The sequence below is a fragment of the Sphingopyxis sp. genome, from assembly GCF_035998905.1.
GTDB lineage: Bacteria > Pseudomonadota > Alphaproteobacteria > Sphingomonadales > Sphingomonadaceae > Sphingopyxis.
The window spans coordinates 296909-310167 of sequence record NZ_DASYHG010000024.1; the positions used below are offsets into that span (position 1 = coordinate 296909).

Genomic DNA, 13259 nt, shown 5'->3' on the forward strand with positions numbered 1-13259 from the left:
GTGTCGTCAACGGTCGCGCTGGACCACGGCGTCGCGGAAGCCCTTGGCCTTCACCTTGCCGAGCGCGCCGCGCGCATCGGCGTCGCTGGCAAACGGACCGACGCGCACGCGCCAGAGTTTACCGGCCTTGGCAACATGACCTCCGACCGACTTCGCCGCGGCACCGGCGCGTGCTTCGGTGCTGAAGGCACCGACCTGGACGACATAATTGCCAGCAGGCGCTGTCGCGGCGGGCTTGGTCACCGGTGCGGGCTTTGCCGCGGGTGCCGGTTTGGGCGGCGGCATCACCGTGCCGGGACCTTCGACGATGAAACGATCATCACCCGGCTTGGCGGCACCCGAAGCGATCGGCGCGGTTGCCACCGCCGAAGCCGCAACCCCCTTGGGAATCGGCAGGCTTTTCGCCTTGTTGCGCAGGATGGCGAGCAGCGAGTCGGGGGTCCCGAGCCGTTCGGGAACCGGCTTTCCGGCGCGAAGCTGTGCGCGTTCGGCGGCGATCGGGTTCGTGCGGCGGACGCGTACGGCGGAAACGCCTTCGGTGAGGCCCAATTGCTCCGCGGCGCCGCGCGACAGGTCGATCAAGCGGTCACCCGCCATCGGGCCACGGTCGTTGACGCGCACGAGGATCGTCCGCCCGGTGTCGAGCGCCGTTACCTCGACATAGCTCGGCAGGGGCAGCGTCTTGTGCGCGGCGCTTATGGCGGCCGGATTGAAGGTCTCGCCGTTCGCGGTCGGCTGCCCCGCGAGTTCCTCGCCATACCAGCTCGCATAGCCGACATCGTCATAATCGGGGACGTCGGCGGGTGTATAGGTCACCCCGCCGATCGTGTAGGGATCGCCGATCTTTACCGGGACGTCGGAAACGCCCGTCTCGGTCGCGGCGGGTGCCGGGCTTGCCATCGGCCGCCCCTCGCGCTTGCCATCGACACTGCCGCAACCGGAGAGCATGAGCGCTGCCCCGGCCATCAGGCCCCCGCATCTAACGATCGATTTCATCCGCCAGCAACCCCACAGACAGTGCGTAAAAGTTGGAACAATTATAGTCCAATATCGCACGATAGTTACCGGTCAGCAAATAAGCGGTCCGTCCGGGGCCATCGGGTTCGAGCAAGGTCGCCTGAATATTGCCCTCGGGCCAGCGCCCGCTGAGCGGCTGGATCCCCGCCGCGCGCCATTCGGCCATCGAGCGCCAGCGGCTGTGGCGATCGAAAACGCGGGGGCAGCGGGTCGGCGTCAGGCGATTGGCGACGGCGCCGCGATTGAAGCTCGCCGGCACGGTTACCGCGACGCCCCACGGCTGCCCTGCGCGCCATCCGGCGCGGCGGAGGTAGGAACCGATCGATTCGATCGCGTCGGCCTCGCTCGACCAGATGCGCGCAACGCCGTCGCCGTCACCGTCCTCGGCGACTTGCAGATAGACCGACGGAAGGAATTGCGGATAGCCGAATGCTCCGGCCCAGCTGCCCTTGAGCGCGCTACGCGGAACGCCCTGTTCGACCATCACCATCGTCGCGATCAGTTCGGGTTCGAACAGGCTGCGCCGGCGGCCCTCATAGGCGAGCGTTGCGAGCGCTTCGGGCAGGTCGAAATTGCCGGTGACCTGGCCATAGGCGGTTTCGTGGCCGTAGATGGCGATCATGATGCTCGTCGGAACACCGGTCCGTTGTTCGATGCGCGACAAGAGCGGAAGCAACCGGTCGTGGACGCGGCGCCCGCCACCGATGCGCGCCGCATCGACATGCTTGGCCTTATAGGGCGCGAACGACGGGATCGGCGTGTTGGGGCTGGGCGGGCTGCCGAGATTGTCGCGATCGAGCGCGACGACGCGCGCGTTATAGCGCAATCCCGACGTCACGCGGTCGAAGGTCGCACGCGACACGCCGCGCGCCTGCGCCTTCGGCCACAGCGACTGGACATAGGTGTCGAAGCCGGGGTCGCCGCTCTGCGCATGGAGCGGTGCCGAGGCGGTGAGCATCCAGGCCGACACAAAGGCAGCGGCAAACTGGAAAAGGCGTCCGATTTTGAAACGTATAGCGTGCATGATGTCCCCACCCATAGGGCGTGTCTCGCATAGATGCGAGCGCCTTGGCTAGGCAGCGGCGGGACGAGCCGAGTCATTCGCGCGGTGGAGCGAGCGGGCAAGGTTTCGCTTGCCGCACCGCACGCGCACGCTATGGCGGCGAGCCAAGGACAGGTGGCCGAGTGGTTTAAGGCAGCGGTCTTGAAAACCGCCGTGGGTGCAAGCTCACCGTGGGTTCGAATCCCACCCTGTCCGCCAATACGATCAGGCGAAATGCAACCGCCGGTATTTTCCGCGGAAATAGAGCAGCGGATCGCGGTGCGGTTCGAACTGCGCGCGGACGACGCGGCCGACGAGGATGAAGTGGTCGCCTGCCTCGTGCAGCGATTCGCGTTCGCATTCGAACGAGACGAGCGAACTGCCGAGCAATGGCACGCCGGTCTGGCCCGGTGCCCATGGCTGGCCCGCGAAGCGGTCCTCGCCTTTCGCGGCGAAACGGTTCGACGTCGGCTGCTGGCCGATTTGCAGGACGTTCACGCCGAAATGCGCGGCATTGCGCAGTGCCGGGGCGGTTCCCGCGGTGTTCGCGATGCAAACGAGCAGCAGCGGCGGGTCGAGCGAGACCGAGGTGAAACTGTTCGCGGTGAGGCCGACGGGAGTTCCGTCTGCATCGAGCGCGGTGACGATCGTGATCCCGGTCGCAAAACAGCCCATCGCATCGCGCAGCGTCCGCGGGTCCGATCCCGCCTTGAACTCCATCGCCTCGCGCGGCTGGCGCCGTTCGAGGAATTCGAGCAACTGGCCGAGCAGCGCTTCATTGCGGTCGGACGCGAGTTCGAGGTCGCATTCGTTGATGTCGGCGCTCTCGCCCATGGGCAGCGCGGCGTTGAAGGTGTCGCTGACCGCGCTGCACTGCGCGGGAGAAAAGCCGCCGCGGACGACGAGCGCCGGGACAGCCAGCCGCGCAGGCACATCGTTCGCGATCGCGTCCTCGTCGACCGGCATGTCGACCAAGACCAAGCCCGCCGCGAGCAGGGCGCCATCGAGCGACAACGCGCGCGTCGCGATCCATCCGCCGCGCCCCGCGGTCACGACGACGGGGCGCGAACCCATTTGCGCGAGGACCGCACGCATATCCTCGATATGCGGCGCAAGTCCGTCCGCTCCACCGGCTTCGCGCAGGTCGAGATTGACGACGCGGCGCCCCGAAAGCACCAGCGCATCGGCCACGTCGCGCCACGCAGCACGGTCCTGGCCGAGGTCGGGAACAAGCAGTACCGCAGGGTCGTTTTCGTCACCCAGCATGTCGGCCGACAGGAGAACGCCGCCGAAACCCTTATATTCGATGAGGCTCAAACATCCCCCTTGCCGCGCCGGCGGGCGCGGGCGCCAGCGGCATTCGATAGGACCAAATTACGAAGAATCGGATCATATCGAAAGCTGCCGCGCCGCGCCAGCGCGCCGGGCCAATTAGGCGCGCATCGACGCGAGCCGCTGGTCGACGATCGCGTCGGCCTCTGCGATGATGCGGTCGATCAACTGCTGGCACGTCGGGATGTCGTGGATCAGCCCCTGCACCATACCTGCCCAGAAGACGCCCTTGGTGAGGTCGCCGGTTTCGAGCAGTTCGCGGCCCGCCTTGCCGTTCACCAGTTCGGCGACATCGGCGAAGGTGGCGTCGGGCACCGAGAGGCGGCGCACGACCTCTTCGCTCACTTCGCTCTTGCCGACGCGCGCGGTGTTCTTGAGGCTGCGGAAGATCAGGAAGCTGCCGCGTTCGTCATTGTCGATATAGGCCTGCTTCACATTGTCGTGGATCGGTGCCTCGACGGTGGCGCAGAAGCGCGTGCCCATGTTGATGCCCTCGGCACCGAGCGACAGCGCTGCGACGAGCCCGCGGCCGTCACCGAAGCCGCCCGAAGCGAGCATCGGGATTTTCACCTTGTCGGCGGCGGCGGGAATCAGGATCAGGCCGGGGATATCGTCCTCGCCCGGATGACCCGCGCATTCGAAGCCGTCGATCGAGATGATGTCGCAACCCGCGCGCTCAGCCGACAGCGCGTGGCGCACGGCGGTGCATTTGTGCAGGATCGTGACGCCATGGGGTTTCAGCATCTCCCAGATCTCGCGCACCGCCTGCGTGCCCGCGGTCTCAACGATCTTGACCCCGCCGTCGATGATCGCCTGCGCATAGGCCTTGTAATCGGGGGCGTTGATCGTCGGGAAGACGGTCATGTTCACGCCGAAGGGCTTGCCGGTCATCGCGCGGCAGCGCTCGATTTCCTCGCGCAATGCTTCGGGGCTCGGCTGCGTCAGCGCGGTGATGATGCCAAGGCCGCCGGCGTTCGACACCGCGCTCGCCAGTTCGGCATAGCCGACGCTCTGCATACCGCCCTGGACGATCGGATGCTCGATACCCAGCATTTCGGTGATGCGTGTCTTGAAAGCCATATCGATCTCTCCTGTCCGGTCCTGCCCTTACGGCATCTTCGTTCCGGTCCATGAAATAACTTGACGCTTACGTCAACGTCGGGTTGACTAGGAAAATAGTTAGATAGCGAAGGGAATCGAAATGACGGCGGGCGAAGGCATATCGGATCGGGCGCGGGCGATCGCCGCAAAGGTCGAAGCGTTCGTTCGCGAAACGGTCATCCCCTACGAGAGCGATCCGCGCCGCGATCATCATGGTGCACCGACCGACGAGCTGGTCATGGAGGTGCGCGAGCATGCGCGCGCCGCGGGCGTGCTCACCCCGCATATTTTCGACGACGGCAGCCACCTGAACCAGCGCGAGACCGCGGTGGTGTTGATCAAGAGCGGCCTCTCGCCGCTCGGCCCGCTCGCGTGCAACACGATGGCACCCGACGAGGGTAATATGTATCTTCTCGGCAAGGAGGGCAGCCCCGAGCTCAAGGAACGGTTCCTGAAGCCGATGGTCGAGGGGCGTGTCCGTTCGGCCTTCTTCATGACCGAACCCGCCGAGGACGGCGGCGCCGGGTCCGATCCGTCGATGATGAAGACAACGTGCCACCTCGACGGCAATCATTGGGTGATCAACGGCCGCAAGACCTTCATCACCGGCGCACAGGGCGCGGGGGTCGGTATTGTCATGGCGAAAGCCGAACAGGGCGCGTGCATGTTCCTGATCGACCTGCCCGACGCCGCGATCCGTATCGATCATGTGCCCAATACGATCGACAGCTCGATGCCCGGAGGCCATGCGACGCTGACCATCGACAATCTGCGCGTCCCCGCCGACCAGATGCTGGGCGAAGCGGGCGAGGGCTTCCGATACGCGCAGGTGCGCCTGTCCCCTGCCCGTCTGTCGCACTGTATGCGCTGGCTTGGCTGCTGCATCCGTGCACACGAGATCGCGACCGACTACGCCAACCGCCGCGAGGCGTTCGGCAAGCCGCTGATCGAGCATGAAGGCGTCGGCTTCATGCTCGCCGAAAATATGATCGACCTGAAACAAGCCGAACTGATGATCGACTGGTGCGCGGGCGTGCTCGACACCGGGTCGCTCGGTACCGTCGAAAGCTCGATGGCGAAGGTCGCGGTGTCCGAAGCGCTGATGCGCATCGCTGACCGCTGTGTGCAGGTGATGGGCGGCACCGGGGTGACAGACCGGACGATCGTCGAGCAGGTGTTCCGCGAGGTTCGCGCCTTCCGCATCTACGACGGCCCCACCGAGGTCCACAAATGGAGCCTCGCCAAGAAGATTCGCCGCGACTGGAAGGCCGCGCTGGCCTGACACGACCGCCAGTTGCGGGCCTGAAAGCGTAACGTCAAAACGCTTGACGTTTACGTCAACGTCCGGTTCACTGGCTGGACAAGATAATGAGAGAAGGACGGGTGCGCGCATGACGATCCTCTATGACGAAGGCCAGCAGGCGATCGCGACCGAGTCGCGGCGCGTATTGGAAGCGCGCGTCGGCAAGGACGCGCTGCTGCCGCTGCTCGAGAATGTCGGCGAATATCACCGCCCCTTCTGGGACACCGCGAAGGAGCAGGGCTGGACCGCGCTGGCGCTTCCCGAAGCCGATGGCGGGCTAGGTCTTGGCCTGATCGAACTGGGCCTGATCGCGCACCAGGCGGGGCGTAGCATCAGCGGGGCACCGTTCCTGACGTCGAGCTTCGGTGCAGCCAAGGCAATCGAGCTTTTCGGATCCGACGCGCAAAAGGCGCGCTGGCTGCCGGGGTTGGCAAGCGGCGAGACGATCGGTGCGATCGCTTTTGCGGCCGGACCCGATGCGCTGCCCGCGCGCGCCGATGTGACTTTCACCGGCGACCGGCTCGACGGCACGGTTCGCGGTGTTTCGGCGGGCCTCGCGGCGGATGTCGCGATCGTCTTTGCGAACGGACCGGGGATGCCGGTGCTCGCACTCATCGATCTGGCCGGGGTCGAGCGCACTGCCGTTCCCAGCTTCGACAACAGCCGCCTGATCGCCGACCTCCATTTTGCCGGCGTGCCGGCCGAAACGCTCGCAGTTGGCAGCACCGCGCGCGATGCCGCGCTTCATATCCTCGCGTTGCAGGGCGTCGTTACGGCGCACGAGCAGACCGGCGGCGCCGAGGTGCTGATGGAAATCGCGCGCGATTATGCCCTCACTCGCCGCGCCTTCGGCCAGCCGATCGGCGCCTTCCAGTCGGTGAAGCATCGCATCGCCGAACTATACGGCCTTGTCGAGCTGGCGCGGGCAAACTGCATCCACGCGGCGGCGCGCGAAGGCGCCGCCGATTTCCTCACCGCCGCCGCGGCCGCGCGCCTGTCGGCGACCGAGGCCTATGACACCGCCGCCCGCGATTGCATCCAGATCCATGGCGGCATCGGCGTGACTTGGGAAATCGGCCTCCACCTCCACATGCGCCGCGCGCGCAGCCTCGCGATCGAACAGGGCAGCAGCCTGTTCTGGGAAGATGTGCTTGTCGACCAGTTGGCGGGAGAAGCGGCATGAGCGATCTCGAAGCCTATCGTAGCAAGGCCGCGGCCTGGCTTCAGTCGGTGGCACCGACCTTTGGCCGCGACGCGCGCAAGGGCCTGTCCGAAGCCGATGATCTCGCGCTCGGCCGCCGTTACCAGAAAGCCAAGTTCGACGCCGGCTATGCCGGGATCAACTGGCCGGTCGAATATGGTGGCCAAGGGCTCGGTCATCTCGAAAAGGTCACCTTTGACGCCGAGGAAATGAAACACGGCTTCCCGAGCTTCTATTTCGGCATATCGCTCGGCATGCCCGTGCCAGTGCTGATGCAATTCGGCAGCGACAAGGAGTTCGTCAAGGAACGCGTGCTGAAGGCGCTGCAGGGCGAGGAAATCTGGTGCCAGCTTTTCTCCGAGCCCTCCGGCGGGTCGGACCTTGCGGGCCTGCGCACGAAGGCCGAGCCCGACGGCAACGGATGGAAGATCAACGGCCAGAAGGTCTGGACGAGTTGGGCGCACTACAGCGACTATGGCGTCATCGTCGTGCGCACCGACCCGACCGTCGCTAAGCACAAGGGTCTCACCTATTTCTGGGTCGACATGAAGGCGCCGGGCGTCACCGTCCGGCCGATCAAGCTTGCGGGCGGCGACAGCCACGTCAACGAGGTGTTCTTCGACGATGTGAAGATCACCGACGATCATCGCATGTCGCCCGTTGGCGGCGGCTTTGCCGTCGCCATCGCAACGCTGATGATCGAACGTTATGTCGCGACCGACAGCGCGGGCTTCGGCCCGCATCTCGACCTGTTCGTCGAGCTGGCGAAGGATGTTCAGCTGAACGGTCGTCCCGCGATCGAGGACGGCCGCATCCGCCAGCAGATCGCGCGCAATCATGCAATGCGCGCGGGGCTCGATTCGATCAATGTCCGCGCGCGGCTGATGATGCAGGCGGGAATGATGCCGGGACCCGAAGGCTCGCTCAACAAGCTCGTCGCCGTGCGTTCGCGCCAGAAATTGTCGGAGCTTGCGCTCGACCTTCAGGGGAGCGACGCCTTCCTCTTCGACGAACATGCCTCGCAAAAGGAGGACTGGGCGTCGAGCTGGATCAACGCGCCGACGGGCCGCATCGCGGGCGGGTCGGACGAGACGTTGCTCAACACGATTGCGGAGAAGGTGCTCGGCCTGCCGCAGGACCATCGCCCAGACAAGGGCATTCCCTTCAACCAGATTCCGGCCTGAGGAGGCGCGCCCATGAAAATCGATTCCAGCATATCCGCCGTCGTCACCGGCGGCGCCTCGGGCCTCGGCCGCGCCACCGCCGAAGCGCTGGCCGCGTCGGGCGTGAAGGTTGCGATCTTCGACATCAACGATGCACTCGGCGAGGAGGTCGCGGCGTCGATCGGCGGCCTGTTCGTTCATGTCGACATCACCGACGAGCAATCGGTGCTCGACGGCTACGCCAAGGCGCGCGCGGCGCATGGGCAAGAGCGCGTCTGCGTCCATTGCGCGATGACCTCACGTCGCGGCAAGACGCTGGCCTATGACAAGGAATCCGGCGGCTATCGCCGTACGCCGACCGCCGATTATGCCTTTGGCGTCGAAGGCATATTGACCGCGAGCTATCGTGTCGCGTCGATCGCGGCCGAAGGCATGGCCAGCTTGCCCGAAATGGAGGATGGCGAGCGCGGCGCGATCGTGCTGACCGCCTCGGTTGCGGCGCAGGACGGCCAGATCGGCCAGGTCATCTACGGTTCGGCAAAGGCCGGCGTGAACGGCCTCGTCCTGCCGATGGCGCGCGATCTGATGGACCTCGGCATTCGCGTCAATTCGATCATGCCGGGCGTGTTCGGTACGCCGCTCCTCAACAATATGAACCCGAAGGTGAAGGAAAGCCTCGAAGCCTCCGTTCCCTTCCCCAAGCGCCTCGGCAAGGCCGAGGAATATGCGAGCCTCGCGATGGAAATGGTCCGCAACACTTATTTCAATGGCCAGGCGGTCCGCCTCGACGGCGCGATCCGCATGGCCCCCCGTTGATCTCTCCCCGAAAGGATAATCCCATGGCCGAAGCCTATATCATCGACGCAGTCCGCACCCCGCGCGGGGTTGGCAAACCCGGCAAGGGCGCGCTGTCGCACCTCCACCCGCAGCATCTTGCCGCGACGGTGCTCGCCGCGATCCGCGACCGTAACAATCTCGACACTGCAACCGTCGACGACATCGTCTGGTCGACGTCGAGCCAGAACGGCAAACAGGGCGGCGACCTCGGCCGCATGGCGGCGCTGTCGGCGGGTTATGACACCAAGGCCAGCGGCACGACGCTCGACCGTTTCTGCGGCGGCGGCATCAGCTCGGTGAACTTCGCCGCCGCCAGCGTGATGAGCGGCATGGAAGATTGCGTCATCGCGGGCGGCACCGAAATGATGAGCTACACCAGCGCCTATGCCGCCGAGCAGGCGAACGCCGGCCTGCCGCCGCGCCTGATGGGTTCGGGCCATGACGCGCTCGACGAACTGCACCCGCAATCGCACCAGGGCATTTGCGGCGACGCGATCGCGACGATCGAAGGCATCAGCCGCGAGGCGCTCGACGCGCTCGCGCTCGTCAGCCAGCAGCGCGCCGACCGCGCTATCAAGGAAGGCCGCTTCGCCAAGTCGGTCGTGCCTGTGCATAATCCCGACGGCAGCGTCGCGCTCGACCGCGAGGAGTTCCCGCGCCCCGAAACGACTGCCGAGGGGCTCGCGGCGTTGAAGCCCAGCTTTGCCGGCCTCGCCGATTTCGACATGGGTGGCGGCTTCACCTTCCGCAAGCAGGTCAACCGCCGCTATCCCGACCTCGAAATCCAGCATTTCCATCATGCCGGCAACAGCTCGGGCGTCGTCGACGGCGCGGCCGCTCTGCTGCTGACATCGAAGGATTATGCCGACAAGCATGGTCTGAAACCGCGCGCGCGCGTCGTCGCCTATGCCAATATCGGCGATGATCCGACGCTGATGCTCAACGCCCCGGTTCCGGCGGCGAAGAAGGTGCTCGAAAAGGCTGGTCTGACGAAGGACGACATCGACGTCTGGGAAATCAACGAAGCCTTTTCGGTCGTCGCCGAAAAGTTCATCCGCGACCTCGATCTCGACCGCGAAAAGGTGAACATCAACGGCGGCGCGATGGCGCTCGGCCATCCGATCGGCGCGACGGGTTCGATCCTGATCGGGACCGCGCTCGACGAACTCGAACGTTCGGGTGGCCGTTATGGCCTCGTCACCATGTGCGCCGCCGGCGGCATGGCGCCCGCGATCATCATCGAACGTATCTGAAGAAACAGGAGAGCATCATGTCCGGGCCGCTGAAAGGAATCAGGATCATCGAATTTGCGGGCATCGGTCCCGGTCCTTTCTGCGGCATGATGCTCGCCGACCATGGCGCCGAGGTGATCCGTATCGATCGTCCCGGCGGTTTCATGGACCCGCGCGACCCGCTGAGCCGCAATCGCACATCGATCGCGCTCGATATGAAGAACCCCGACGCGGTCCGCATCGCGCGCGAGCTGTGCAAGAGCGCCGACGGGATCATCGAGGGCTATCGTCCCGGCGTGATGGAGCGGCTCGGGCTCGGCCCCGATGTACTGCTCGCCGACAATCCGAAGCTCGTTTACGGCCGCATGACCGGCTGGGGCCAGTTCGGCCCCTATGCACAGGCGGCGGGGCACGACATCAACTATATCGCGCTGTCGGGCGTCCTCCACGGTATCGGGCGCGCGGGCGAAAAGCCCGTTCCGCCGGTCAACTATGTCGGCGATTTCGGCGGCGGCGGCATGATGCTCGCCTTCGGCATGTCGAGCGCGCTCGTCCATGCCGCGAAAACCGGCGAAGGCCAGGTGATCGACTGCGCGATGACCGATGGCTCGGCCTTGCTCGCCGGCATGACCTGGGGTTTCCTCGCCGCAGGCCGGCTCAAGGACGAAGCCGGGGTCAACATGCTCGACGGCGCAGCGCACTTCTATGACAGCTATGAGTGCGCCGATGGCAAGTTCGTCTCGATCGGCTCGATCGAGCCGCAATTCTATGCATTGCTGCGCGAGAAAACGGGACTGACCGACGATCCCGATTTCGACGCGCAGTTGGACCCGTCGAAATGGGGCGCGCTGAAAGAAAAGCTCAACGCCTTGTTCAAGACGAAGACGCGCGACGAATGGTGTGCGATCATGGAAATGACCGACGTCTGCTTCGCGCCGATCCTGTCGCTGGGCGAAGCACCGCAGCATCCGCACAATGTCGAACGCGAAACCTTCCTTACGGTGGGCGGCGCGGTCCAGCCCGCTCCCGCACCGCGCTATTCGGCGACGGTCAATGGCACGCCGCGCCCGGCGCCCGCGGTCGGCGCCGATGGCAATACCGTGCTGTCGGGCCTGGGCTATGATGCAGACAAGATCGCTGCGCTGCGCGAAGGCGGCGCGCTGCGCTAAGAGGTCAGGCGCCGCGCGCGGTCATTGCTTCCCAGAGGCCGCGCCCGCCGAAACCAGCGACCTGACTGCCCAGCCGCGCCGCCCAAAAGGCATCGTTTCCATGCGCGCCGCGCCAGCGCATCAGCGGGACGGTCACGCGGTGGAGGTCATATTCCTCGGTGAAGCCGATCGCGCCGTGCACCTGGTGCGCGATCGACGTCACGACACCGACAGCGCGATTGGCACGGAGCTTCGCGGCTGCAATCTCGAAATCGGCGGCCGACGTATCGAGGCCTACGGCGTCGAGCCGCGCCGCCAGCGCCGCCGCGGCGGCCTCGACAGCGCGCACCTCGCATGCCATCACGGCCAGCGATTGCTGCACCGCCTGGAACTTGCCGAGCGGACGGCCGAACTGCTGGCGCATGTTCACATGGTCGATCGACAGAGCCAGCGCTTGCCCCATCGCGCCCGCCATCAGGCTGACCGTCGCCGCGGGCAGGAGCGCCTCGTCGACGATCAACTCAGCTACCGGTAGATCGGGGACGACCACCCCGGCGATCTGCAGCACCGCGTTGACGTCGCCCCAATCGCCGCCGAACCCGCCCTGTTCTTCGGGCACCAGCAGCAAGCCGAAGCCCGCTTCCTCCACCGGAGCAATCCCCGCCTTCGCCGCCTCGGCAAAGACCGCGCGCGCCGTATCGCACAGCATGTCGCGCGCCGCGCTCATCTGAGGCCTAGCCCGCGCGCGATGATCCCGCGGATCACCTCGCGCGTCCCGCCGCGCAGTGAAAAGCTGGGCGATGCGATAAGCAGTGCTCGGAGCAGTTTCGCCAGATCGGTGTCATCGTCCCAGTTGCAGTCGATGATCGCCTGCACGCGGCGCGGCATATCCTGCTCGAAGGCATTACCCAGTTCCTTGACCACCGATGCCTCGACCATAGGGTCCTCGCCCGCCGCGAGCTTCGCCGCCGTCGACATCGAGAGTTGGCGTAGCGTCCACATCTCGGCCGTGAGTTCGCCGACAAGCGTTGCCACCGCGGGTTCGGGATTGGCGCCGGCCGCATCGATCAACGCGACAAGCAGCGCATGGCTCGACAGATAGCGTTCGGGGCCCGAGCGTTCGAGACCGAGTTCGGCGGTGACCTGCTTCCACCCCTGCCCGCGCTCGCCGACGAGCGTGCCATGCGGCACGAGCACATCGTCGAAGAAGACTTCGTTGAAATCATGATGACCCGCCATATCGATGATCGGGCGGATCGTGATCCCCGGCGTGTCGAGATCGATCAGCAACTGGCTGAGCCCCGCGTTACGTTCGCTGCCCTCTTCTGTGCGGACGAGCGCGAGCATGATGTGCGAGAAATGCGCGCCGGTGGTCCATATCTTCTGGCCGTTGATGCGCCAGCCTTCGGCGGTCTCGCGCGCCGTCGTTCGCACGGCGGCGAGATCAGACCCCGCGCCCGGCTCGGACAGGCCGATACAGGCATAGAGCTCGCCCTTCGCGATCCCCGGCAGGTAACGCTCGCGCTGTTCCTCGCTGCCATAGCGCAGGATGAGCGGGCCGGTCTGCCGGTCAGCGATCCAGTGCGCACCGACGGGTGCGCCCGCCGCCAGCAGTTCCTCGATCACCACATAACGTTCGAGCGGGTGGCGGTCGCCACCGCCATAGCGCGCCGGCAGCGTCATGCCGACGTAGCCGGCTGCGCCGAGTGAACGGCTGAAATCGGCATCGAAACTTGCCCAGCAATTTGCCCGCGCCACGACGCCGCCCTGCGGCTGGTTCACCGCAAGCCAGCCCCGCAAATCGGCGCGCAGTGCGGCAATGTCGCCGGGTGGATCGAAAGGATAGAGCGCAAAGTCTTGCATGTCGCACCAGCCATGCAATA

General features: G+C 65.7%; 12 protein-coding genes and 1 tRNA gene. 7 read left to right on the forward strand and 6 right to left on the reverse strand.

What is annotated here, in order from left to right; genetic code table 11:
- Positions 1-6: 6 nt before the first annotated feature.
- Positions 7-966, reverse strand: a complete 960-nt coding sequence (locus VGN62_RS13955; RefSeq protein ID WP_327454859.1) for a septal ring lytic transglycosylase RlpA family protein — start codon at positions 964-966, stop codon at positions 7-9.
- A gap of 13 nt (positions 967-979) precedes the next feature.
- Positions 980-2041 (reverse strand): lytic murein transglycosylase, encoded by a 1062-nt coding sequence (locus tag VGN62_RS13960; RefSeq protein WP_414713283.1) that lies wholly within the window; start codon positions 2039-2041, stop codon positions 980-982.
- A 147-nt stretch (positions 2042-2188) separates the two neighbouring features.
- Between VGN62_RS13960 and VGN62_RS13965 the strand changes: the two genes are divergently transcribed.
- Positions 2189-2278 (forward strand) — tRNA-Ser (locus VGN62_RS13965).
- Between the two features lie 6 nt (positions 2279-2284).
- On the opposite strand, the gene VGN62_RS13970 is transcribed toward VGN62_RS13965, so the two are convergent.
- Both VGN62_RS13970 and VGN62_RS13975 read right to left on the reverse strand, forming a co-directional pair.
- Entirely contained in the window at positions 2285-3376 is a 1092-nt protein-coding gene (locus tag VGN62_RS13970; RefSeq protein WP_327454862.1) for a flavin reductase, read from the reverse strand.
- 114 nt (positions 3377-3490) lie between these two features.
- Positions 3491-4471, reverse strand: a complete 981-nt coding sequence (locus VGN62_RS13975) for a nitronate monooxygenase family protein (protein ID WP_327454864.1) — start codon at positions 4469-4471, stop codon at positions 3491-3493.
- A 121-nt stretch (positions 4472-4592) separates the two neighbouring features.
- On the opposite strand from VGN62_RS13975, the gene VGN62_RS13980 reads away from it, so the two are divergent.
- The 6 genes from VGN62_RS13980 to VGN62_RS14005 all read left to right on the forward strand — a co-directional run bounded on the left by VGN62_RS13980 (position 4593) and on the right by VGN62_RS14005 (position 11397).
- Positions 4593-5774 carry an acyl-CoA dehydrogenase gene (locus VGN62_RS13980; RefSeq protein ID WP_327454866.1) on the forward strand — a complete coding sequence of 394 codons (1182 nt, stop codon included), beginning with the start codon at positions 4593-4595 and terminating at the stop codon, positions 5772-5774.
- 109 nt (positions 5775-5883) lie between these two features.
- Positions 5884-6978 (forward strand): acyl-CoA dehydrogenase family protein, encoded by a 1095-nt coding sequence (locus VGN62_RS13985; RefSeq protein WP_327454868.1) that lies wholly within the window; start codon positions 5884-5886, stop codon positions 6976-6978.
- Positions 6975-8180 (forward strand): acyl-CoA dehydrogenase family protein, encoded by a 1206-nt coding sequence (locus VGN62_RS13990; protein ID WP_327454870.1) that lies wholly within the window; start codon positions 6975-6977, stop codon positions 8178-8180. Before VGN62_RS13985 ends, VGN62_RS13990 begins: the two co-directional genes overlap by 4 nt.
- A gap of 12 nt (positions 8181-8192) precedes the next feature.
- The gene (locus VGN62_RS13995) at positions 8193-8975 is read left to right on the forward strand and encodes an SDR family NAD(P)-dependent oxidoreductase (RefSeq protein WP_327454872.1); all 783 of its coding nucleotides are present in this window, start codon (positions 8193-8195) and stop codon (positions 8973-8975) included.
- A gap of 23 nt (positions 8976-8998) precedes the next feature.
- Positions 8999-10249 carry an acetyl-CoA C-acetyltransferase gene (locus VGN62_RS14000; RefSeq protein WP_327454874.1) on the forward strand — a complete coding sequence of 417 codons (1251 nt, stop codon included), beginning with the start codon at positions 8999-9001 and terminating at the stop codon, positions 10247-10249.
- Positions 10250-10266: 17 nt separating this feature from the next.
- The gene (locus VGN62_RS14005) at positions 10267-11397 is read left to right on the forward strand and encodes a CaiB/BaiF CoA-transferase family protein (RefSeq protein WP_327454876.1); all 1131 of its coding nucleotides are present in this window, start codon (positions 10267-10269) and stop codon (positions 11395-11397) included.
- Positions 11398-11401: 4 nt separating this feature from the next.
- On the opposite strand, the gene VGN62_RS14010 is transcribed toward VGN62_RS14005, so the two are convergent.
- The gene (locus VGN62_RS14010; RefSeq protein ID WP_327454879.1) at positions 11402-12103 is read right to left on the reverse strand and encodes an acyl-CoA dehydrogenase family protein; all 702 of its coding nucleotides are present in this window, start codon (positions 12101-12103) and stop codon (positions 11402-11404) included.
- A complete protein-coding gene (locus tag VGN62_RS14015) occupies positions 12100-13239 on the reverse strand; it encodes an acyl-CoA dehydrogenase family protein (protein ID WP_327454881.1) in 1140 nt (379 codons plus the stop codon). The genes VGN62_RS14010 and VGN62_RS14015 overlap by 4 nt, the downstream gene beginning before the upstream one ends.
- Positions 13240-13259 lie beyond the last annotated feature (20 nt).

What these genes read in the sequence shown, in the direction of transcription:
- VGN62_RS13990 (WP_327454870.1), top strand. Translation starts at nt 6,975, where the DNA reads ATGAGCGATCTCGAAGCCTATCGTAGCAAGGCCGCGGCCTGGCTTCAG.
- VGN62_RS13955 (WP_327454859.1), bottom strand. Translation starts at nt 966, where the DNA reads ATGGCCGGGGCAGCGCTCATGCTCTCCGGTTGCGGCAGTGTCGATGGC.
- VGN62_RS13985 (WP_327454868.1), top strand. Translation starts at nt 5,884, where the DNA reads ATGACGATCCTCTATGACGAAGGCCAGCAGGCGATCGCGACCGAGTCG.
- VGN62_RS14000 (WP_327454874.1), top strand. Translation starts at nt 8,999, where the DNA reads ATGGCCGAAGCCTATATCATCGACGCAGTCCGCACCCCGCGCGGGGTT.
- VGN62_RS13980 (WP_327454866.1), top strand. Translation starts at nt 4,593, where the DNA reads ATGACGGCGGGCGAAGGCATATCGGATCGGGCGCGGGCGATCGCCGCA.
- VGN62_RS13960 (WP_414713283.1), bottom strand. Translation starts at nt 2,041, where the DNA reads ATGCACGCTATACGTTTCAAAATCGGACGCCTTTTCCAGTTTGCCGCT.
- VGN62_RS13975 (WP_327454864.1), bottom strand. Translation starts at nt 4,471, where the DNA reads ATGGCTTTCAAGACACGCATCACCGAAATGCTGGGTATCGAGCATCCG.
- VGN62_RS14010 (WP_327454879.1), bottom strand. Translation starts at nt 12,103, where the DNA reads ATGAGCGCGGCGCGCGACATGCTGTGCGATACGGCGCGCGCGGTCTTT.
- VGN62_RS14005 (WP_327454876.1), top strand. Translation starts at nt 10,267, where the DNA reads ATGTCCGGGCCGCTGAAAGGAATCAGGATCATCGAATTTGCGGGCATC.
- VGN62_RS14015 (WP_327454881.1), bottom strand. Translation starts at nt 13,239, where the DNA reads ATGCAAGACTTTGCGCTCTATCCTTTCGATCCACCCGGCGACATTGCC.
- VGN62_RS13995 (WP_327454872.1), top strand. Translation starts at nt 8,193, where the DNA reads ATGAAAATCGATTCCAGCATATCCGCCGTCGTCACCGGCGGCGCCTCG.